Origin of the sequence: Breznakiella homolactica (genome assembly GCF_016616095.2) — a bacterium.
In the GTDB taxonomy this organism is placed as follows: Bacteria; Spirochaetota; Spirochaetia; order Treponematales; family Breznakiellaceae; genus Breznakiella; species Breznakiella homolactica.
Genome location: NZ_CP067089.2, coordinates 1,945,481 through 1,966,649, shown reverse-complemented (window position 1 = coordinate 1,966,649; position 21,169 = coordinate 1,945,481). Strand labels below are relative to the sequence as shown.

At 59.1% G+C, this 21,169-nt stretch carries 18 protein-coding genes; 13 read left to right on the top strand and 5 right to left on the bottom strand.

What is annotated here, in order from left to right; genetic code table 11:
- Positions 1 to 231: 231 nt before the first annotated feature.
- On the bottom strand, positions 232 to 981 hold the full coding sequence (locus tag JFL75_RS09005) for a metallophosphoesterase family protein (RefSeq protein WP_215626351.1): 750 nt from the start codon (positions 979 to 981) through the stop codon (positions 232 to 234).
- A gap of 49 nt (positions 982 to 1,030) precedes the next feature.
- Here JFL75_RS09005 and JFL75_RS09000 point away from each other — a divergent pair, with 49 nt between their 5' ends.
- Entirely contained in the window at positions 1,031 to 1,627 is a 597-nt protein-coding gene (locus tag JFL75_RS09000) for a hypothetical protein (protein WP_215626350.1), read from the top strand.
- Between the two features lie 7 nt (positions 1,628 to 1,634).
- On the opposite strand, the gene JFL75_RS08995 is transcribed toward JFL75_RS09000, so the two are convergent.
- Together JFL75_RS08995 and JFL75_RS08990 are read right to left on the bottom strand one after the other, a co-directional pair.
- On the bottom strand, positions 1,635 to 1,796 hold the full coding sequence (locus JFL75_RS08995; RefSeq protein ID WP_215626349.1) for a hypothetical protein: 162 nt from the start codon (positions 1,794 to 1,796) through the stop codon (positions 1,635 to 1,637).
- A gap of 10 nt (positions 1,797 to 1,806) precedes the next feature.
- Positions 1,807 to 2,931: a sodium ion-translocating decarboxylase subunit beta gene (locus JFL75_RS08990; protein ID WP_215626348.1), complete on the bottom strand. Its 1,125-nt coding sequence runs from the start codon at positions 2,929 to 2,931 to the stop codon at positions 1,807 to 1,809.
- Between the two features lie 96 nt (positions 2,932 to 3,027).
- Here JFL75_RS08990 and JFL75_RS08985 point away from each other — a divergent pair, with 96 nt between their 5' ends.
- Complete coding sequence (locus tag JFL75_RS08985; protein WP_215626347.1) at positions 3,028 to 4,227, top strand: hypothetical protein; 1,200 nt, start codon at positions 3,028 to 3,030, stop codon at positions 4,225 to 4,227.
- 51 nt (positions 4,228 to 4,278) lie between these two features.
- Here JFL75_RS08985 and JFL75_RS08980 read toward each other — a convergent pair whose 3' ends face one another.
- Positions 4,279 to 4,890, bottom strand: coding sequence for a glucosaminidase domain-containing protein (locus JFL75_RS08980; protein ID WP_215626346.1), 612 nt, complete (start codon positions 4,888 to 4,890; stop codon positions 4,279 to 4,281).
- A gap of 57 nt (positions 4,891 to 4,947) precedes the next feature.
- On the opposite strand from JFL75_RS08980, the gene radC reads away from it, so the two are divergent.
- The 3 genes from radC (at position 4,948) to JFL75_RS08965 (ending at position 8,576) form a co-directional block, all read left to right on the top strand.
- Entirely contained in the window at positions 4,948 to 5,685 is a 738-nt protein-coding gene (gene radC, locus JFL75_RS08975; protein ID WP_215626345.1) for a RadC family protein, read from the top strand.
- A gap of 92 nt (positions 5,686 to 5,777) precedes the next feature.
- A complete protein-coding gene (locus tag JFL75_RS08970) occupies positions 5,778 to 7,367 on the top strand; it encodes a PEGA domain-containing protein (RefSeq protein WP_215626344.1) in 1,590 nt (529 codons plus the stop codon).
- A 9-nt stretch (positions 7,368 to 7,376) separates the two neighbouring features.
- Positions 7,377 to 8,576: a glycine C-acetyltransferase gene (locus JFL75_RS08965; RefSeq protein WP_215626343.1), complete on the top strand. Its 1,200-nt coding sequence runs from the start codon at positions 7,377 to 7,379 to the stop codon at positions 8,574 to 8,576.
- Positions 8,577 to 8,628: 52 nt separating this feature from the next.
- Here the strand turns inward: JFL75_RS08965 and JFL75_RS08960 are convergent, their stop codons facing one another.
- Entirely contained in the window at positions 8,629 to 9,876 is a 1,248-nt protein-coding gene (locus JFL75_RS08960; protein WP_215626342.1) for a S1C family serine protease, read from the bottom strand.
- A 249-nt stretch (positions 9,877 to 10,125) separates the two neighbouring features.
- On the opposite strand from JFL75_RS08960, the gene JFL75_RS08955 reads away from it, so the two are divergent.
- The 8 genes from JFL75_RS08955 to JFL75_RS08920 all read left to right on the top strand — a co-directional run bounded on the left by JFL75_RS08955 (position 10,126) and on the right by JFL75_RS08920 (position 21,164).
- Positions 10,126 to 12,153, top strand: coding sequence for an outer membrane protein assembly factor BamB family protein (locus tag JFL75_RS08955; protein WP_215626341.1), 2,028 nt, complete (start codon positions 10,126 to 10,128; stop codon positions 12,151 to 12,153).
- A gap of 113 nt (positions 12,154 to 12,266) precedes the next feature.
- Positions 12,267 to 13,580 (top strand): DUF8515 domain-containing protein, encoded by a 1,314-nt coding sequence (locus tag JFL75_RS08950; RefSeq protein WP_215626340.1) that lies wholly within the window; start codon positions 12,267 to 12,269, stop codon positions 13,578 to 13,580.
- Between the two features lie 225 nt (positions 13,581 to 13,805).
- Entirely contained in the window at positions 13,806 to 16,769 is a 2,964-nt protein-coding gene (locus JFL75_RS08945) for a tetratricopeptide repeat protein (protein WP_215626339.1), read from the top strand.
- Complete coding sequence (locus JFL75_RS08940; RefSeq protein ID WP_215626338.1) at positions 16,769 to 18,442, top strand: hypothetical protein; 1,674 nt, start codon at positions 16,769 to 16,771, stop codon at positions 18,440 to 18,442. The genes JFL75_RS08945 and JFL75_RS08940 overlap by 1 nt, the downstream gene beginning before the upstream one ends.
- A 36-nt stretch (positions 18,443 to 18,478) precedes the next feature.
- The gene (locus JFL75_RS08935; RefSeq protein ID WP_215626337.1) at positions 18,479 to 19,108 is read left to right on the top strand and encodes a MotA/TolQ/ExbB proton channel family protein; all 630 of its coding nucleotides are present in this window, start codon (positions 18,479 to 18,481) and stop codon (positions 19,106 to 19,108) included.
- Positions 19,098 to 19,502, top strand: coding sequence for an ExbD/TolR family protein (locus tag JFL75_RS08930; RefSeq protein ID WP_215626336.1), 405 nt, complete (start codon positions 19,098 to 19,100; stop codon positions 19,500 to 19,502). The genes JFL75_RS08935 and JFL75_RS08930 overlap by 11 nt, the downstream gene beginning before the upstream one ends.
- Before the next feature lies 1 nt (position 19,503).
- Positions 19,504 to 20,499: a hypothetical protein gene (locus tag JFL75_RS08925; protein WP_215626335.1), complete on the top strand. Its 996-nt coding sequence runs from the start codon at positions 19,504 to 19,506 to the stop codon at positions 20,497 to 20,499.
- On the top strand, positions 20,496 to 21,164 hold the full coding sequence (locus JFL75_RS08920; RefSeq protein ID WP_215626334.1) for an HAD family hydrolase: 669 nt from the start codon (positions 20,496 to 20,498) through the stop codon (positions 21,162 to 21,164). The genes JFL75_RS08925 and JFL75_RS08920 overlap by 4 nt, the downstream gene beginning before the upstream one ends.
- Positions 21,165 to 21,169: the final 5 nt, after the last annotated feature.

The window sequence follows — 21,169 nt, the reverse complement described above, 5'->3', positions numbered from 1 at the left end:
CCCTCACCGAGCCCCCGCCAGACAGGGGCCGCCGCAGTCCCCAGTTTCCGTGAGAAAAGGCAGCGAAGCATGGTGTCATATTGGTCACATGGGGTGGCTTGAGGAAAGGGCGCATGAGCGACTTTCGAGGCCGCAGGCCGCTGAGGAGCCATGCGCCCTTTCCTCAACAGGACCCCCGGACCGCTATTCCATGCTTCGCTGCTCTGTCCCTCGGGTATACTGCGGCGGCCCTCACCAGAGACCGGCTTTCATCATTGCCATAGCGGTTTCGTTCATATCGTATTCCGTCCGTCTGAAAATCCATAGGCCGGTCCCGGTGTCGAAGGTCCCGTACCGGGCGGCGGCGTGGTCCAGATTTGAGTCCCTATGGGCGTCCGCGGTGTCCCGGGGAAAGCCCACGCTTCCGGGATTGAGGAGCCGCCGGGTTCCGGGGGGACCCTGTTCTACCGGAGAATCCGGGACGCCGGAGCGGACTTCAATCCGGCGGGTACCATCGGTTCCGTCCTCCGGCGGCTGTATGAAGGCGGAGGGAATATGGGTATGGCCGAAGAGGCAGTCATTAAAATTCACCATGCCAAATGATACCGCCGCGTCCATCTCCGAAATCACATAGCTCCATACGGGATTTTCCGGGCCGCCGTGGGACAGAAGAACCCCCTGGTATTCTCCCAGGGGAACGAGGCTTTCCAGGAACAGCCTGTTTTTTCCGGACAGCCGGGACCGGGTCCATTTTACCGCTTTTTTTGCGCGGGCGGAAAATGCGGAAATATCCATACCGCCCGATGCCGCCAGGTCGTGGTTCCCCGCCAGGGTGACCGTACAGACCTCGGATACCAGTTCAACGCATTCGTTGGGGTACGGCCCGTACCCGACAATATCCCCGAGGCACAGTACGGCATCGTACCCGTTTTTTTCCTGTTTCAGCACCGCCTCAAAGGCGGCAATATTGGCATGGATATCGGAAACTACCAGGACTCGCATTTGACTGTTATTACATCCTATAATCGTAGTATAGGGCAGGAACAGGAGAATGGCAAAGCTGAACGTATCGGAGCTGGCGGTCTTGCTGACGGACCGCTTTTCCGATGTATGGAAACTCCTTTCGGAAACCACATTCTTTCTCAGCCGTACGGCGGAGTTCGGGTTCTACGAGGATGAACTCCGTTCATGGCGGTCGGAACTCCAGGGGGCGTCTAAAAATCCCGAGGTTGCCCAGAAGGTCCGTACCGAAATCATCGCCCTCAGGAAAAACCTCCGGCTCCAGGGATACGACCTGAGCCTGGGCCGGCAGAACCTGATTTTTGACGGATTCAGGAACGACGCTTCGGTAAATGAAGGGTTTAAACGGATGGTGCTTTTTCTGGGGGACGGAACCGCCTTCTGGATTTCCGGGGATGAAAACCATATCACCCTGGCGGGTTACCTGGAACAGCAGCTCGAGATCCGGTACAGCCGCAGAGACCCCCTGCGGCTCCGGGAAAAACACTATCTCTGGTTCCTGCGGCGGGGCAATGACCTTATTATCTCCGGATCGGATACGGAAACAAAGGAAGACTATGAGCGGCTCAAGGCTATCGGCGAAGCCAACAGCCTTCTTTTCCTGAGCAAACTGAAAAAACTCAGATAGTATCCCGCTAAGCCCCGTCGGGGCCGGAGGCTTTTTTCCTGGGCCAGAGTTTGATAATCAGATAGAAGACAACCTGTACCGAAAAAACAAACACCAGGCCGCAGACCATAAGGAAGAGGCTTTTCTGTATATTTGATCCGTTCTGGATAGCAATCAGCAGCTGATTCATTCCGTTCCTCCTACGCGCCCAGCAGAATCGGGACCAATGCAAGGACTATGCCCCCGGCGATTACCGAGCCGAGCTGGCCCGAAACATTGGCGCTGACCGCGTGCATTATGATGAAGGTATTGGGATCTTCCTTTGTGGCCAGGCGCTGGACAACCCGGGCGCTCATGGGGAACGCCGATATGCCCGCGGCGCCCACCATGGGATTGATCTTTTCCTTCATAAAAAGATTCAGCAGTTTAGCGAACAGGACTCCCCCGGCGGTATCGAAGATGAATGCGCACAGCCCCATGACAAGGATCATCAGGGTCGTTCCCTGCAGGAACTGCTCCGACCGCATGCTGGCCCCGATGGTTATTCCCAGAAGCAGGGTAACGATATTGGCCAGCTCATTCTGCGCTGCATTGGAAAGCCGGTCCAGGACGCCGCACTCACGGATAAGGTTGCCGAACATCAACGAACCGATCAGGGGAACGCTCATGGGCGCCACCATGCCGGAAACCAGGGTAACCACGATGGGAAAACATATCCGCAGGCTTTTGGGAATATCCGAATCATGGGCTACCATTTTAATGGTCCGTTCTTTTTTTGTGGTCAGCAGCTTGATTACCGGAGGCTGGATCAGGGGAACCAGAGCCATATAGGAATAGGCCGCCACCGATATTGGTCCCAGATACTCCTTCGCGAACCGGGTCGCCACGAAAATAGATGTCGGCCCGTCGGCGGCCCCGATTATTCCCACCGCGGCAGCCAGTTTAAGATCGAACCCCAGGGCAACACCCACCAGGATGGTTATAAAAATTCCGAACTGCGCCGCGGCGCCGAAGAACATCATCACCGGATTCTTGAACATCGGCCCGAAATCGCACATGGCTCCCACGGCGATAAAAATAAGCACCGGAAACAGCTCCGTCGCGATCCCCGCGTCGAAGAGGAGCTTCAGGAACCCCGGCGCCCCGTCGTATTCGAGTACCGCGGAAAGGGGCAGATTTACCAGGATTGTCCCGAACCCGATGGGCAGCAGCAGCATGGGTTCATATTCCTTTTTGATGGCCAGCACAATCAGTACGATACCAATCAGGATCATCACCGCGTCCTGCCAGGTAAAGGATGTGAAACCGATAAATAGTTCACTCATTTTTTGTTCCTGTATATATTTTAAGTATGCGCCTAAATCCGTCCGGAGCCCGTAGGTCCTTTAGATTCTTACCGATAACTATAGTACAATATGAATATGAATAAAAGAAATACGCGCGGAATATATAGATTCTTCCTGGCCGGCACTGCGGTCCTGCTGTTTGCTGCCTGCGCCGGGCTGGAATCCGGGCAGCAGTCTTCGGGCGGCGGAACCCCGGAGGCTCCCGCCGGAGAATCCCCGGCGGATTCTTCCCGGACTTCGTATCCGCTTCCGGATACCCTCAGTTTCAGGCCGGAAGCCATTCCGGAAATCCGTCCCGCCCAGGGGGTGGGGGAATTCCTTTCCGCTGAGGCCCCCGGTGATGAGGCTGAAAAGAAGGCCCTTTCCGATCTCTTTAAGTCGGCCTATACCGAAGCCCTGTACATGGAGACACCCCTGGCGGGAGTCCTGGGGGGTGACAAGGTTCACCGGTGGCCCCGGCCAAACCCTGTTACCTGGGTTCAGAACTGGCGGACCAGGGAGGGCCGGGCAAATTCCTGGGGACTTCCTGATCTCGTCCTCGCGCTCAAGGCGTCGGACCGGAACAGGGTATATACTGTCCGGGACGATTTCCTTGACCATTACGGCAAAAGCCTTGGCCTGGGGGGCGCCAACGGCGCGGCGGGCTACGGTTCTCCCAGGACCGGTGAGTTCCTGCAGGATAACCGCCGGTCCCAGTGTTTTGATCTGGGGCTTATGACGGAGGATGAGAACGGCTCGGTGGTGTTTATCCCCGGTGAGCCGCCGTCCCTCAGACTGGAGCCCGCTGCCCTGGTGGGCTCATTCTCCGGTGATGAAAGCATAGCCGCCGCTTTCAGGGACGCCTGGAAAAACGGGATGGACCGGAATCTGCCGCCGCTGAATCCCGATAGCCCGGTGGTGTATATTGATATGCGTCCTTTTCCTATGCCCCTGGGTAATGCTTCCGGCGCGGTGACCGGCCTGTACATACAGAGCTTCAACAGCGGCGGCGCCGCCCTGGTTCTGGCCGAATCCGAAGCTTTTTACCCCGCCGTGCGTATTCTGGAGCGGCCCTTTACGGATGCCCTTACGGCCGGCGTCAATGAAACGCTCCCCGGCTATACTTCCGGCAGCGGAACCCCGTGGAATCCGGCGGGCCTTGATTTTCAGGATGAATTTACCGCGTCTTTGGCCGCGGGATTTTCCCGGTACGGGATCCCCCTTACCGACGCGTTCTTCCGGGACGGAAAAATGGTGATGCGTTTCTCCCGGGGATGGATGGAATTGGAGTTATAGAGAAACGGGAAACCGGACGTTTTTTTGCATCGGTTAGATTAACCGGTGCGCTTATCCCTCAAAGGCGTATGTGTAGAGCCTGTCCAGTATGGCCGCTATTTTCCTTCCATATTCCTTGTCCGTTGCCCAGCGTCCCGCCAAATCGTAGATCGTGGGGGCGGAGCCGTACTTAACCCAGCGGTAGCGGGGATCGACCAGCTCCTGGTTTAACGGCTGATCCGTGGCGTAGGCTTTTAAATGCTGAATATGGGCCCGTACGCCTATCCGGGGTGTGGGAAAACGCTCCCCAGGCTGGCCCGGACCTATGGAACCGAGGCCGCAGAAATTGTTCATGTCCGGTGTCACCAGCCCGCCGAAACGGAGGAATCCCGTCTCCAGACACATCTGGCTGAATGCCACATCGTGGCTGACCCCTTCGGCGGCTGATTCTTCCTCATAATAGCGGGCGAGACTGCGGACAAACGCCGGATCGGCGCCGGGGTTTGTTTCCAGGAGGAAACCCGCAAGATCCTCCGGCTGAACGAGGCCCCTGCCGAGGATTTTTTCGGGGATCGGAGGCTTTTCCGGCCGTTCCGGGGCCTGGGCGCCGGGACTGCCGGCGCAGGACGCCAATAAAACCGCTGTGCACAGAAAAACAAACACTACAGAAAAACGATGGTTCATACTTGAAGTATCGGCAGTCCATTGAAGCAGGATTACGCGCGGCGCCGTATTTTTTATATGAAAGAAAAACACCATACTATCCTGCGGCAGGCTGCCGGGGAAGTACCGTCGGCATACCGGAAAGCCGAAACTCCGGGGCCGCTGGAGCTTCCTGAGGAAGAACGTCCCCGGGAGCGGCTTTTAAACCAGGGGCCCTGTGCCCTGTCCGACCGGGAACTTCTGGCGGTTATCCTCAACGCCGGTATCAAGGGGAAAAACGTCTTTACCCTGGCCAGGGAACTGCAGGACCGTTTGGACCGGGAAAAAGAAATTCCTTCGGTCAGGGATCTCGCGGCAATTACCGGCATGGGAGAATCCAAGGCCTGCACCATTGCCGCGATGCTGGAATTCGGCCGCCGCCGGTGGGGACCGTCGGGTATACGGATCACCCATCCCACGGACGCCTTCAACGTGATCCGCCATTACGGGAACCGCCGGCAGGAACATTTTATGTGCCTCTCGCTGAACGGCGCCCATGAGGTTATGGCGGTCCGTATCGTAACCATCGGCCTGGTAAACAGGACCATTGTTCATCCCCGGGAGGTGTATTCCGACCCGATCCTGGACAGGGCCAGCGCGGTGATTGTCGCCCATAACCATCCGTCGGGCCATCTTCAGCCTTCACAGGAAGATGAGGATATAACCGTACGCCTCCAGGCCGCCGCGGATATCCTGGGCATCCGTTTCCTCGATCATCTGATATTTTCGGGGAATTCCTACTTCAGTTTTTCCCAGGACGGAAGAATCGGTTCGTAGCGGCAGCCCCCGGTTTCCTTGGCGGATAAAAGATATAATGCGGCTGTCCGGGCGGATATGCAAACCATGGGAAAAAGCTTTATAGTCTTAGTATGTTCCGCAGAGTTCTTCCCGTATTGGGGCTGCTGCTTTTCCTTGCGGCAAGCCCGGTTTCCGGGGACAGCATAGAAGAGGTTACGGGCACCGGACTGTATATTCAAAGCAATCCCACCGGGGCCAAGGTTTACATTGACGGCATTTCCCGCGGGACTACACCTCTGACCATGTCTGACCTTTCCCCGGGACGGTATTCCCTGCGTCTCGAGCGGGAAGGGTACCTCGACCGCCAGGTCAGGATATCGGTGCCGGAAAACGGCCGGGTTCGTGTTTCCCTCGATCTGGAGCGGGCCACGGGACGACTCTGGGTCACGGTCCAGCGGGCCGCCGGAAGCCCCGACAGCAATATCCTCCCTTTTAATCCGGCGGTCTACGTCGACGGCAGTCTTATGACCGGTTCCATACTGACCCTTCCCGAAGGGTTCCGTTCGGTCCGGGTGCGGGCTTTTGGCTGGGAGGATGCAAGCCGGACCGTTTATATCACCGCGGGAGCCATGGAGACCGCGGATTTTGTGCTCCGTCCCGCCGCGTTCAGGATAAGCGGCCTTGCCGTATCCCGGCAGCGTTTTAATCCCGGAAATTCCGGAAACCTTGGAACCACGGAATTTTCCTTCGAAGCCAGCTCCTCCGGCCAGGGTACTCTCGTCATTTCCAACGCCGCGGGTGAAACCGTATATTACCAGTATATCGGCCCCTTCAGGACGTGGTCCCAGACGGTCATCTGGGACGGCCGGGGCCGGGGTGGTACTCCTCTGCCGGACGGCGTGTATTACGCCCGCCTCGAGACCGAATCCCTGCCCTGGGACGGCTCGAAACCCGCCGAGAGATCCGCCAGTGCTGCGGTAACCATCGATTCGTCCATACAGATATATCCCCGGTCCCTGTTTTCCGGGAAACCGGGATTCCTGTTTTCACCGGTGCCGGACCAGCTTCCGAAAGGGTCTTACCAGTTCGACGCGGGACTTCTCTTCGGCCGGCCTGAACCTTCCCGGGGCGCCTGGACTTCGCTTCCTTTTGCCCTGGCCTTCCGGTTCAGTCCTATGGACCGGCTGGAAATCGCCGCGGCTCTCAATGTGGATCCTGAATTTGAGGGGGACGCGGCGACCGCCTTTGCGGGATCCGTAAAATGGCGTTTTTTCGGGGGCGGCGGGGAACCTTTCGGCCTGGCTCTGGGTGCGGCGTACGGATGGTCCTGGAAGGGTGAGGTCAGTCCATTCGGACTTGTCTCAGGCCCGGAGGTTTTTGTACCCCTGTCCTGGACTTTTCCCGTCCCGATTACGGTGGTGCTGAGCCCGGGATTGGCCTGGCCCGGAGAAAGAGGACGCCCCGATGAAGGGATTCCCCGGGGGATTGTCTCCGGCGGTGTTGGATACCGGCACCGGATATTCGCCGCGGGAATTTCCGCAAAGACCGATTTTGCCTTTGCGGGGGACAGCCCCGTATCCCTGGAACAGTTCAGTGCCGGGGCGGAATTCAAATTTTTCCCGCCCCCGTCCACATTTGTATTCAGCGTTCTCGGAGGTGTGTGCCTGAGGGATTCCGAGTGGGGACCCTTCGGCGGTGTGGGCATTGGTTTGATATATTAAGGAGGGACCATGTACGGCGCAATCAAAAACGATCTTTCGGAACAGCTCTCGGCGCTGAAAACCCAGGGCCTGTACAAGGATGAACGGGTTCTCGCGACTCCCCAGGGACCGGAAATCAGAACGAAAACCGGCGGCGGTCCCGAACGGGAAGCCCTTAATTTCTGCGCCAATAATTACCTGGGACTGTCCGGCAGAAAGGAACTCGCCGATGCCGCCGCCCGGGCAATGGAAAAGTGGGGCTACGGACTGTCTTCGGTCCGGTTTATCTGCGGGACCCAGGAACCCCATAAACTCCTGGAGTCTGAAATTTCGGAATTCCTCGGTACCGAGGACGCCATTCTCCTTTCATCCTGCTTTGACGCCAACGGCGGTGTTTTTGAGGCGCTCCTGGACAAGGACTGCGCGGTATATACGGATTCCCTGAACCACGCCTCGGTGATTGACGGAATCCGGCTGTGCAAAGCGGACCGGTTCATCTACGCCCACATGGATATGGATGACCTGGAACAGAAACTTATCGACGGCCGGGATGCCAAGTACCGGCTTATTGCCACCGACGGCGTATTCTCCATGGACGGCGATATGGCGGACCTTCCGAAGATATGTTCCCTGGCGGAAAAATACGACGCCCTGGTCCTGGTGGATGACAGCCACGCCACGGGGTTTATCGGAGACCGGGGCCGGGGTACCCATGAATACTGGAACGTTATGGACCGGGTGGATCTCATTACCACCACCTTCGGGAAAGCCCTCGGAGGAGCCTCAGGGGGCTGTGTGGCGGGGAGGCGGGAACTGATCCAATGGCTCCGCCAGAAAGCCAGGCCCTATCTTTTCAGCAATACCATACCTCCCGCCATTGTGGGCGGTACCCGGGAGGCTATACGTCTGGCTTCGGGGGCTCCCGAACACCGGAATACCCTCAGACACAACACCGCCCGGTTCAGGAAAGCCATGGAAGAAGCGGGTTTTGCTATCCGCCCCGGGGAGCATCCCATTGTCCCGGTGATGCTCAAGGATGAAGTCCTGGCGGTTCGGATGGCGGAAGGTCTCCTGGATGAGGGGATTTACGTTATTGCCTTCAGTTATCCGGTGGTTCCCAAGGGCGCCGCCCGTATCCGGGTTCAGCTTTCCGCGGCCCATACGGATGAGATGCTGGACCGCTGTATAGAAGCCTTTAAAAAAGTCGGCCGTGATCTGGGGGTAATCTGAAAATGGGGGCTGTCCGGACACGCTTCGGACAGCCCTGTTTGTTTAAACCGGGTTAATTTATTGTTTCTTCCCGGTCCGCCAGGACTACCTCGAGTTTTACGGTCCTGCCTCCCCGGTTTACTTCAACGGCTATTTTTTCCCCTGGTTTGTTGTCCTCCAGGGCGGAGTACAGATCCGCCAGGGTGTTTACCTTCATACCATCCACGGAGGTGATGATATCCCCGCCGAGGTAGATAACGCTGGATCCGTACCGTACCGGTTCGCTGCCCTGGCGCAGACCCGCGCGCTCCGCGAACCCGCCCCTCCGGGTCCGGGAAACCAGGAGACCGGAATCAACCGGAAGGTTGGCGTACCGTACCAGAGCGGGGAATATCTGCACCACCGTAGCGTCGATCCAGCCCCGCCGGACCTTCCCGAATTCAATGATTTCCGCGACCACCCGTTTTGCGGTATTAACGGGAACCGCAAATCCGATACCCACGGACCCTCCCGAGGGGGAATAAATCATGGTATTGATGCCGATCATGCGGCCCTGGGCATCCAGGAGGGGACCTCCGGAATTGCCGGGGTTGATTGAAGCGTCGGTCTGGATCATGTCCCGGATAATATTGCGGTTTGAGGTCTGAATAGGACGGCCAAGCCCGGATACGATACCCACCGTAAGAGTCCGTTCCAGCGCGAAGGGGTTGCCGATGGCCAGGACTTTCTGTCCTACCCGGAGGCCGCCCGACTCACCGAAGGGGACCGTTTTAAGCTGCATCCCCCGGGGCGGCTCGAATTTCAGAACCGCCAGGTCATTTTCCGGGTCCGTACCGATTACCTGGCCTTCAAACTGGCTGCCGTCGGCCAGGTTGACGAATACCTTGTAGGCGTTTTCGATAACGTGGTTGTTGGTCAGTACGTAACCCCGGGTGTCGATGATTGACCCGGAACCGGAGCCTCCCTGCTGGGGAACCGGCTCGAGGAACCAGTTGATGGCCACTGTTTCGGTGGTCACGTTCACCACGGCTTCGTTGAGCTGTTCATAAATCGAAATATTTTCCCGTTCGTCCTCGGTGAAGGCGCTCAGTTCCGCGGTTTTTATAAGCTTCGGATCAGTATAGGAGGACTGACGCAGCTCCAGGGCTTCAAAGGGATCACCGATACTAACCGTACCGGGCGGAACGGCGGCGGCCGCGGCGGTATTACCGCTCCGCTGGGATGGGAATTTAAAAATCCCGATTCCCACGGCGAACATCAGCACAATAAGAGCGCTTAAAACTGAAAAAAATATCAACTGTCCGCGGCTATACAGTTTCATAGGATCCCTCCGGGGCGTCTTCTTTAAACCTGCACCGGATGCAGTCTGGCTGCCAGTCCATGCAGGAATTTTTTTACCTTCAATAAATATATCAGAAAAAAGGCATTATGTAAAATCACCGGGGTGACAGGACTCGCGGCATCGGTAGAACACGGGAAATTTCCGGTTTTGAGTCTCTGTGCTCTCCCGTATAAAGCAGGTACCCTGACGCTGCTGACGAATTCCGTTCCAGGTAGTATCATATATAGTATGAAGATGAAATTTGCCGCGGTCCTGGGGGCCGTGATTGTGGTGTGCGCGCTTTGTTCCTGTGATGCTATCCGGAGCCGGTTTTTCCGGAACGAACCCGGGGAGGCCGCTCCGCCGGCGGCTGAGGAATCCGTACCGGTACCAATAATTTCGGAACTTGAAACTACGGTACGCCTCGTTCAGGGAAACGCGGAACTGGTCCGGTCCAATGAGCGTATTCCCCTGGAAAACGGAGCTGCTCTGTTTGCCGGAGATACGGTCATCACCGGAGATCTCGCGTCCCTGGAGATAACCTTTTCTTCCATGGCAAATATCCGGCTTCTTCCGGACTCGGAACTCGAAATCGGGGTGGTCCGGAGTATTGCCGGGGAGGAAGAAACGGTACGGGAAGCGGAACTCCGCCTCAGCCGGGGGGCGCTCCTGGCAAAGGTTGAAAAACTGTCCCTTGGGGATGAATTTCTCGTGGGAACCCCCAATGCCGTCAGCCGGGTCCGGGGGACCCGGTTCCTCCTTACGTACGAAGGCGCCGCCGCCGCCCCGGCGGACCGGGACCGCGGCGCGATGACCACCCTGGCGGTTGACCAGGGGAATGTGGCGCTCCTTCCCGGAAGCGGCCGGCTGCAGACTCTTTTTTCCCAGCGGGACAGCGATCCTGTTTCCGCCGCGGTGCTTGACCGGGCATTCAGCATGGCCCCGGGTGCCGGGACCGGGGAGGAACTCCGGATCGGCGGCGGCATCGGAAACGCGCGGATCGCGGCGGACCGGGAATCTCTGGCGGCGGCGGACGCTGCCTACGATACCCTGTTCCGAGAAGCCTCGAACGCCGGCGGAATTCCTCCGGATACATTTGAAACCCGGACCCTGATTGAAGCAGCCCTCCAGCGGTATAAGGCGGTTCCCCTCGGTGACGCCGCGGGGGAACTTCTGGGGCTTATGGGATACCTGAATGATCCCGGCGGCGAGGTTTCAAAAATCCCCGCCGCCCTGCCGGGGGAATTTTTCCCGTCCTACCGGGAGCGCCGGGTATATCCGCGGCAGGAGAAAAAACAGGAACCGCCGCCGAATCCCTATCCGGCGGTTGTTTGGGACGCGAAAATTTCGGATACCGCCCTTTCGGACAGCATCAGCCGGGTCGGCACTATCCTGCTTGCCATGGACAGCGACGGCCGGGTATACGGCGTTGACGACCTGGGCAATGTTCTGTGGACCTACGGTGAAAATTCGGCGGCCATGACGGGCCTGGATACTTCTGTGGCGGTTACCGGAGAAACGGACCTTACCATCCTCGACGGCTCTACGGGAACGCCCCGGGGACAGTGGAATTTCGACAGCTGGGCGGCGCTTCCCCGGTCAAAGGCCGTTCCGGTTCCCGACGGGGTTGCCATGGCGACTCCCCGGGGGGTCGCCATCTGCCGCCAGGAAAACGCCCAGATGCTCCGGGAAATCCCCGTGGCCGGGGGTATCGTTTCTCCGCTGGTCCTGGCCGGACGGGAACTGGTAGGTATCAACGGAGCGGGCAGTGTGGTCATCATGGATGTGGCCGCGGGATCCATCCGGCTTGAGGTTCCTTCGAGGCTTGGTACGGATGTTCTGTCGCCCCGGTATATGGATGGGACAATTTATGCCTCGAACCGCTCGGGGCTGATCATTGCGGTGGATATTGACTCAGGCCGTATCCTGTGGGAACGGACCATTCCCCAGGGTATACGGATAGAGCCGGAGCTGGACGCTTCCCGCCTGTATCTCTGGGCTTCGGATAAAACCCTGATCAGGATAGTATCCGCCGACGGCAGTGACGCGGGGCTTCCCGTTTCCGGTGTTGAATCGGCCCCGCTGCTTTCCCAGGGAAGACTCTACTGGGGCAGCGCCGGCGGTACTTTGGTAACGGCGGACCCCGCCACCGGAAGGATTCTCAAGTCCAACGCGGTCCCCGGCGCTTCCAGCGTCAGGCCTCTTATGGTGGGCGGCAACCTGTATATCGGGACAGACAACGGCCGGATGATTAAGATGGGAGCGGAATATCTGTGAACCCCGGGATAATGCTGCGGAATAGGCGTTTTATAGCGGATAGCCTTCGGCAGGCTGAAGCTGCCGAACAACTTTAATGATTACCCCGGAAAGTACCGATATTTGAAGAGAATATGGTTTTCCCGAAAATCCGGGGCGGGTTCCCGGCGGCAGTTTTTTTTCTCTTTTTTGGAATACTTGCCGCCGCGGCACAGGATGTTCCCACCCGAACTATCGCCGATGATTCCGGCCTCCGGGCCGGCCTTATGGACTCATGGCTCACCGACGCCCCCGGCCGGGTGCTTGCCAAGGGCAGTGCCCTTTACCGGCTTCCCGGGGGGGATTATATCGAAGTCCGTTCCGAAGCGGGACGGGATGAATTCATGGTCATCCTCGCCCGGGGCAGGGACGGCTCCTATCCCGGCTGGATCCAGGGTTCCTGGATTCTGACCCGCAGCATGACCGACGGGGCGCCCCTGCGGATCAGGGTTTTCCTCCGGAGCGACCCCTATACCTATGTCCAGTTCCGGCCCCTGGGGGACGACCGGAGCCAGATGGATGTGGTCCTGTACGAAGGATATGTTGTCCGTTCTCTTCCCCTGGCGATTCCCTTCCGGCGGCTTCTTTCCGCGCCGGTGGAAGAAGCCCTTGCCGCGGCGGAGGGAAAATTTCCCCGGCGGTATTTCGATCCCGTACCGGGATTGTACCGGGATATCACGGCCTTTACAACAAACGTCCGGGAACGGCTTCCGGAGCTTTCCTTCCGGGACGACGGCGCCATAGACGAAAACGGCCAATACGTTTTTATCCATACCCTAAAACCGCAGGACGGGACCGAAGGGGTCAACTGTTCAGGTTTTGCCAAATGGATCGTGGATGGTATCCTCCGGCCTGTCACGGGGGAACGGCTTTCCATCGCACCGTTAAAGGAACCCTACGGGGAGCGGGGATCATCCCTGACTGAACCCTATGAGGAACTCCGGGACCCCTTCTTCGGCCTGGACTGGACCCGGAATCTCGCCGCCGCGGGTTCCCGGCTCCGTTCTCCCTCATTCGCCTATCTCGATGAAATCGAAGTCCGGTCGGCCCATGTCGCCACGGTCACCGTGCGAGAACAGGGACTGAGCCGGCTCCGGGCCTATCCGGGATTTCTCCACAATGCCGGATACGGGGTTGAGGGACTCCATTCCCTTCTGTATACCCTGGCGATTGATGAACCGGGAAGAATATATCTGGCTTCGGTTAACAATGAAATCGGACCGGCGCCCCGGATGCGCCAGCATTTCCATGTGGCGGTCCTGGTGCCGTACTTTACCGAAGAAGGTATATTCAGGATAACGGTCTTTGAAAGCGCGGAGGAAACTTCCTTCACCAAGTTTAAAAACCGGTATCCCGGCAATTTCGTCAACCTTGTCCGGGTACCCGTGGAATCATCCTTCGACCCGTAAACAGGGCCCCCTCCTAAACCCCGCGCTGCCATGCCTGCGTTATGCTTCCGGGCTAATTTTTCCATAATCATGCGGATACCCGGCCGTATCGGCAACGCCGGGTGTCACGACAGGTCCCTCAGCGCCGTATTCACGGGTGCTTTTCGGATTGAAAGACGCGGTGCCCCCGCATAATCCGGTTACCCAAACTTTGAAATTGTCCAGAAAAAGATATATCTTTATACTATGAAAAAAGTTTCCCTTTTCCTGCTGTTCTTTGTGCCGGCGGCATTTCTGGCTGCGCAGAATCTTGACCGGGAAGCCTTTCTTGACGCTGAGGTCCGTTTCCTCGCGGGAAATTATACATTAGCCCTGGAATCTTATGATGATTTTATCCGGAACTGGCCTAATTCGTCCTACGCCGCCGACGCCCGGTACCGCCGGGGGGTAACCCTGTACCGCCTCGGACGGCCCGGGGAGGCGTATTCGGCTCTGTCCGCGGTAGAAAGCCGGTACCGGTCAACGAAATACCTTCCGTATGTTCCCTTCTGGAAAGGGGTTATTGAATACGACCGGGGAGATTACGGTCCCGCCCTGGCCCGGTTTACCGGTCTCACAGAGAATCCTCCGGACCAGGATACCTTCCTCCAGTCCCTCCTGTACCAAGGCAAAGCAGCCACGGCCCTGGAAGAATACGAAACCGCTCTGGCCGCCTTTGAGTCTTTTTTTGAAAAGCTCCGGGATCTGGATCTTCCCCTGGAGACCGACCCGTCGGCTTTGATTTTTGTTTTCGATATTTACACCCGGCTGGATATGCCAAAACGGCTCACCGCCCTGTGGGAACAGCTCGATACCGCGCAGCTGGACGCGTTTACCCGGGAGCAGCTCGCCCTCAAAGCTTCGGACGGATACATCGCCCAGGGAAACAATACCAGGGCGCTGCAGATCCTGGAGTCCGCGGAAAATTCCCCCCGCAGGGAAATCGCTGTAGCCGCCCTCCAGCGGATGCTCGATCTGGAACAGCACCGGAACAACGAAGCCGCCGTATCGGCGATCATCATCAGGGCCGAAAATGTTCTCCGGTCCGATCCCGAAGCGCTTTCGGATTTCTGGCTCCAGGTGGGTGCCAGTGCCTTCCATGAAGGCCGCTACGATCTGGCCCGGTCATACTTTCTCCGGGTAACGGCCCTTGCGGGCGGCGGCGCGATTAACCCCGATGTCCCGATATACCTGGCGGAAATTGCCTACCGTGAAGGTGATCTCCCCGGAGCATACCAGATCTTAGCGGATAACCAGGAACTTATTCAGGGCGATAAAACCCTTTTCCTGCTTAGGAAGGGCTGGTACGCCCTGGGGCTGGAACAGTGGGACCGGGCCGCCGCGGATCTCGGGGACGCCCATTCCCTGGCTGCCGCCGGCGGCAGAAAGGATCTTGCTGATCTGGCCCTGGCCTATTCGGCGTACGCCCTGTACCGGAACGATGACGCGGCGGCGGCTTTGGCGGTTCTCGGTCCCGCCGGGAACGGCGCGCCGCAGCTTCTCAGCGCCGAATTGTATAAACGTAATAACCGGGCTGTGGAATCCCTGGAAGCCTACACCGCGGTGATCGAGAGAGACCGCCAGTCAGCGGAAGCCCACCTCGGCCGCATGGGACTTCTCTTTGAGCGGAACCAGTACCGGCGCGTTCTGGACGGCGCTTCAGAGATGGAACAGTTTATAGATGTTTCGGCGCTTCCCGGGGAAGATATATTCGCATTTTATTATATGCGGGGTGTATCCGCCGCCGTAACCGGCGATTACCGGAACGGTATTATGTATCTTGATGAAGCCCTGGAGACTGCGGAAAGCGGCGGGCTCGCCGCTTCCTGGGCCGAATATATCAGGGCCTGGTCCCTGTACCGGTCCTCCCGGTTTACCGAGGCCGCCCAGGCCCTCAGCGCATTCGCGGCGGAATACCCCGCCCATGAAGAAGCATCCACCGCGGCGTACCTGGCGGCGTGGAGTTATTCCAATCTCGGGGACTACCGGACCGCCGCCGCCATGGCCAACAGGTCCGCGGTCATTGCCCAGGGGCAGCTCCCCTCCCAGAATCAGGCCGAGTCGGCGGCCCGGGCGTTCTACCTTGAAGGAACCCTGCGGCCGTTTTTCGGTGATTACCAGGGCGCTTTGAACGCCCTGGACAAAGCCGCCGCGGTACAGTCCCCGGCCAGTTCCCGGAGTATGACATCCTATACCGTCCGGGCGGCCTTTGAGAAAGGCTCGGTGTATTACCAGGCCGGGCAGATCAACGAAGCCGACCGGGCCTATGAAGCGCTCATCCGTAATTTTCCCGAGCATGCCCTGGCGGAAGAAGCGGCCTACCGCCGGGGAGAGATCATGTACGGCGCGGGGCGGTACAATGATGCCGCCGTTCGTTTCGAAACCTACCGGGACCAGTATCCGGCGGGTTCTTTTATGGACGGAGCTTTGTACTTCGGCGGATTGTCCCGGAAGGCCCTGGGTTCCGGCGACCAGGCCATCCTCCTGTGGGAACGGCTTGCTTCGGGGTATCCCGGCAGCCAGTACCGGTTTCCCGGACTCCTCGCCCTGGCCCGGGCCTACTGGGATAAACAGTCCTGGGAGGCCGCGTTCAATACCTACACCACGATCCTGGCGGAATTCGGCGACCGGGCCCGTTCCGTGGGAGCCGACGCCGAGGCTGAAACCCTGCGGTACATAATGACCGGACTCCCGGAGCAGGCCGCCAGACTCCATGTGTCCATGAACCGGGCGGGCGGGGTGAGTACCCCCGCGGGCCGGAGCGCGGCCCTTGAACTGGCCCGGTATTACGTAACCGAAAGCAGCCAGCGGGAATCGGGGCTGTCCCTGGCGGATGAGGTAATTACCCTCCGGGGCGAAGCGCCGGGCGCCGCCGCCGAGGCCTATCTCCTCCGGGGCGATTATTACATGGCTCTGGACGGCTGGGAACAGGCCGCGGGAAGCTATCTCAATGCCGCCTCCGCCGCCGCGGACGCTCCCGCAGGGGAACGTTCCACCGAGGGCAGGGATATCCGGACCGACCTGGCTCCGGAGGCTCTGTACAAGGCCGCCCAGGCTCGGCTCCGTCTGGGCAGGAGAGACAGCGCGGCGGAAATTACCGCGACCCTCCGGCAGCTGTACCCTTCGTCGCCCTGGACGGGCAGGGCCCAGCGCCTTCTGGAGGGAAACTGATGAACTATATACGGAAACCCGGAAAACCTGTTTTGTTCCTGGCCGCGGTATTTTGTTTTCTGAATTTCTCCGGGGGGATGCTCCGGGCCCAGGATAACCCCGGGCTCGACGGAGCGGTGTCTCCGGATGTCCCGGTACTGTCCCTTCCCGACGTAAGTGAGGAAGTCCGGGCCGTGGAAAACCAGAATATTGCCGCGCCGCCTCCGCCGCTGCCGCCGCTCCCCATCCCGGAAGCGCCGCCGCTTCCCGCGGCGCGGGAGATCTCCATTCCCGACACAGCCTACCGGACCGAAGCCATGATCGATACCCAGGTACGGCCCGAACTGGGGGAAACCTTCAGTGAGGCCAGTATCGGCGGCGCCCTCTGGAGCGGGGTGACCGCAAACATTTCAATATACCGGCCGGGGCAGACCCCCTCGTACAGCCTCATTTTTTCCCATGAATCCCTGGACGGATTCGGCTTCCATGAAATGGGGGAGGGGTATTCGGACCGGAAAACCGGCATCCAGGGCAGAATCAGAGGGAACAGCGGTGTTTCCCAGTGGTCCCTGGGGGCATCTTTTTCCGATGAATCCAACGGCCTTCAGGGTAAAAGTACGGATTTTTACGGAATAGGCCACCGGTATTTTACCCTGGAAGCGAATTACGCCCGTCCCCTGGGGGCTCTGGGATTCAGGGCCGGCCTCAGCGGCGGCAGCGCGTCCCTTTCCCTGGAACGGAGCCGGTCCCTGTTTTCGGGTGAAACCCAGAGCCACGAGCTGTCGGCGGTTCCTGTCCTGGCCCTGGAGTGGACCGGAAACCGGCTTGCTGTCGGAGCGGAAACGGATTTTTCCTTCATGGGTCTGGTGAATGACCCCGACGGGGTCGAGACCGATGACCGGTTTGCCTATATCCTGGGCGGGAAACTGTACGGAAACTTCGAATATTCTCCGGCCCTGTCCTTCGGGGCCTCGGTGGGATTCGCTTCCTCCCAGGACATCGCCGTGCTGGTTCCCTTCTCCTTGCACGTATCGGCGGGAGTACTCGATAGGCTGTCCTTCAGCCTCACCGGGGGACTCAAGTCGGAGCAGCGTTCCCTGGCGGAGGAATGGCGGATCAATCCATTCCTGGATGTCGGCCCGGTACTTTCCAACGACAGCCGCTGGTTCACCGATCTGGCGCTGGAAGTTTTCCTGGTCCAGGACCTGACATTGCACCTGGACGCCGGCTGGGCCATGAGTTATTCCGGCGGCGGGCGGATCCTTCCCCTGGCGCCGGCGGAGACTTCTTCCCGGCGGCTGTACACCTACGGCAGCGAGGAATATACGTCTTTTAATACCGATATTTCCCTGCGGAAATGGTTCGGTCCGGTTTTCCTTTCCCTGGGCTGGAGCGCCGAATGGATGGATCTCCCTGTGTACGGACAGCCTTTCCGTATTTACGGCCAGGCGGAATACCGGGACCAGCGGGAGCGTTTCGGCGCCGCCCTGTCGGTGGGGGCGGATTTCGATTTTTCGGAATTCGATCTCCCGTATTTCGATGTCAGCGGATTTTACCGGATTTCCCGGGGGGTGCGCATAATCGCCGAAGTGGCGGATATTGCCGCCGCTTTCCAGCGGGATGAACGGACCCTTCTGGCACCGTACCTGGGCAGAGGATTCCAGGCGGGTTTACGGATTCAGTTTTCTTTATAGAAGATAGTATCAGCAAAAAATGAATGAGGTATGCCTATGTTGGATGTATTAATCAAAGGCGGTCCGGTGATGATCTTCATCGCTCTCTGCGCGGTGGCCGCCACGGTAATTGTGATAGAACGTCTGCTGTATTTCCGGTCCGTACGGAAGGAGTACAATTCCCTGGTGCCGTCCCTCACGGATCTGCTCAAGCGGGGCAAGTTCAGCGAAGCCGCGGTGCTCTGCGAAAACGCCGCTTCCCCCCTGGCAAAGATGGTTAAGGCGGGCCTCGATTTCGCGGACCGGGGAGAACAGTCCGTCCGGGACGCGGTATCCCACGCGTCCCAGCGGGAGATGCCCCGCCTGGAGCGGTACATTAGCGCCCTGGGAACCATCGCGAATATTTCCACCCTGCTCGGCCTTTTGGGGACCGTCACCGGGAATATCCGCGCCTTCGGGGTCCTGGCCGCCTCCGGCGCCATGGGAAACCCCGCGCTTCTGGCGGGGGCCATCGCGGAAGCGCTGATCACCACCGCGGCGGGACTGATCGTATCCATCCCGGCAACCATATTTTACAATTTCTTCGTGTCCCGGTCGAACCGGATAATCGTCGATACCGAAAGCTCCGTGGGGGATATGATCCTGCTTATGGTACCGCCCAAGGGAGAGGAATCCCGTGCAGTATAAACGGAGACTCGAAGCCAGGACCTCCGTGGACATGATTCCCATGATCGACGTGGTTTTCCAGCTCATCCTGTTCTTCCTGGTTTCCACTACCTTTGCCATACTTCCGGGCATAACCCTGCAGCTCCCGGAATCCTCCACCGCCGAACCCACGGCCATGACCAGGCTTGCGGTGGTGGTGGTCAGCCGGGATGAGGTGTACCTCAACAAGGACCGGATGCGCCTGGAGGATCTTGAGGCCGCCCTGAGCGGAATTTCTGCGGCGGAGCGGGCGGAAATTAAGACCATTACCCTGGAAGCGGACCGTTCGGTATCCTACGGACTTACCATAGAAGTGCTGGACATTCTCAGGAAGAGCGGCTTCCGGGGCATAAATCTCCACACCCTGGAGCAGTAGCATGACCATGGTTGAACAGGACCGGCGGCGGATGGAACTGAGTATCCTGGTGGCGGTCATTCTGTGGGTTCTGCTGTTCCTGGTATTTTCACTTATCAGGATCCGCGGTCCCGAACCGCCGCCGGAAAGCCTCAATCCCGTGTATGTCGAACTCCAGCCCATCGAAATACCGCCGCCTCCGGCCCCGGTGGGCGGCACTACCCAGGCTCCCAGCACCGCCGTGACCCAGGGTCCCGCGGCGGTTCCCGCCGCCCCGTCGGCGGCTCCCCGTCCCGCCTCACCGGCGGAAACTTCGGCGCCCTCCGGCTCGGGTACCGCCGCGCCGGAACAGGCGGCGCAGCCGAGCCTCAGGCCCGACCCGGAGGCCGCGCTATCGCCGTCCCGTTCCCGCGCTCCTTCCCAGTTCCAGGGAGGGGCCGACCCGTTCGCGCCCCTGTCCGAAAGTGCCCTGGCCTCTGAAACCCCGCCGGCGCCGTCCCCCAATGACGCCGCCGCTGCCCAGTCGGCGCTCCTCGAAGGCCGCAGCACCGCCCAGCCCTCGGGGCCCGCCCAGGGGCAGAGTGATTCCTTTGACCGGTCCCTCTCGGATGTAGCGGACCGCCTCGCCTCGGGCGGCGGCGGAAACGGAACCGGGAGTTCTTCCGCCCAGCCGTCAGGTTCCGGTTCGGGTACCGCCTATGCGGGGGGAACGACCCCCGGCGGCGGGGATGTGCTCGGGGCCTTTGATTTCGGGGACGGCGCCGCCCGGGAGCTCTGGAGTACCCGGCGGACCCGCATTCCCGACAGGCTCCTGACGGGCCAGCCGGACAGCCTCAGCACCGCGGTTTCATTCACCATTGAACCCGGCGGGACCGTCCTGGGGGCTACAATCCGGTTCGATCCGCCCCTGCCCCGGGACATTGAAACCCACCTCCGGGCGTTTTTTGCGTCCTGGCTTTTCTCCCCCGCGGACTCAAGTGGACAGGTTCGTTTCCGGTATAGTATAAAGGTAGAATGAGAAAAGATATTTCTGCGGTGACCTTTGATCTTGACGGAACGCTCTACCCGAATTACCGGTTCTATATACGGCTGGTTCCCTTTGTACTCAGGGAACTGCGGCTTCTCATTGCCATGGGAAAAGCCCGGGATATCCTCCGGGAGGAGAACCCCGAAGGTTCATTTTACGATCTCCAGGCGGAAGTCATGGCGAAGATCCTTAAAAAAGATCCCGGGGTGGTGAAGGAAAAGACCGAACGGCTCATTTACCGGGGATGGGAACCGCTTTTTAAGCGGATCAGGCTCTTTTCCCATGTCAAGGAAACCCTGCAGGCTCTGCGGGACAGCGGATTCAAACTGGGCCTGCTGTCGGATTTCCCCCCGGAACGAAAGGCTGAATACCTGGGGATTGCCGGCTGCTGGGATACAATATTCTCCTCGGAAATCACCAATCATTTAAAACCCGATCCCGCGCCGTTCCTGGAGCTTTCCAAACGGCTCCTGGTTCCGCCAGACCGGATATTGTATGTTGGAAACAGCGTTTCATATGATATAATTGGAGCAAAGGGCGCGGGAATGAAAACCGCGCTGGTTACATCCCGGTTCGGAAACAGGCGCCGCAATACAGGGGAGGCTGATTTTGTATTCACCGACTATCGCCAATTGCGGTCATATGTGTTAGGTTAGAGATA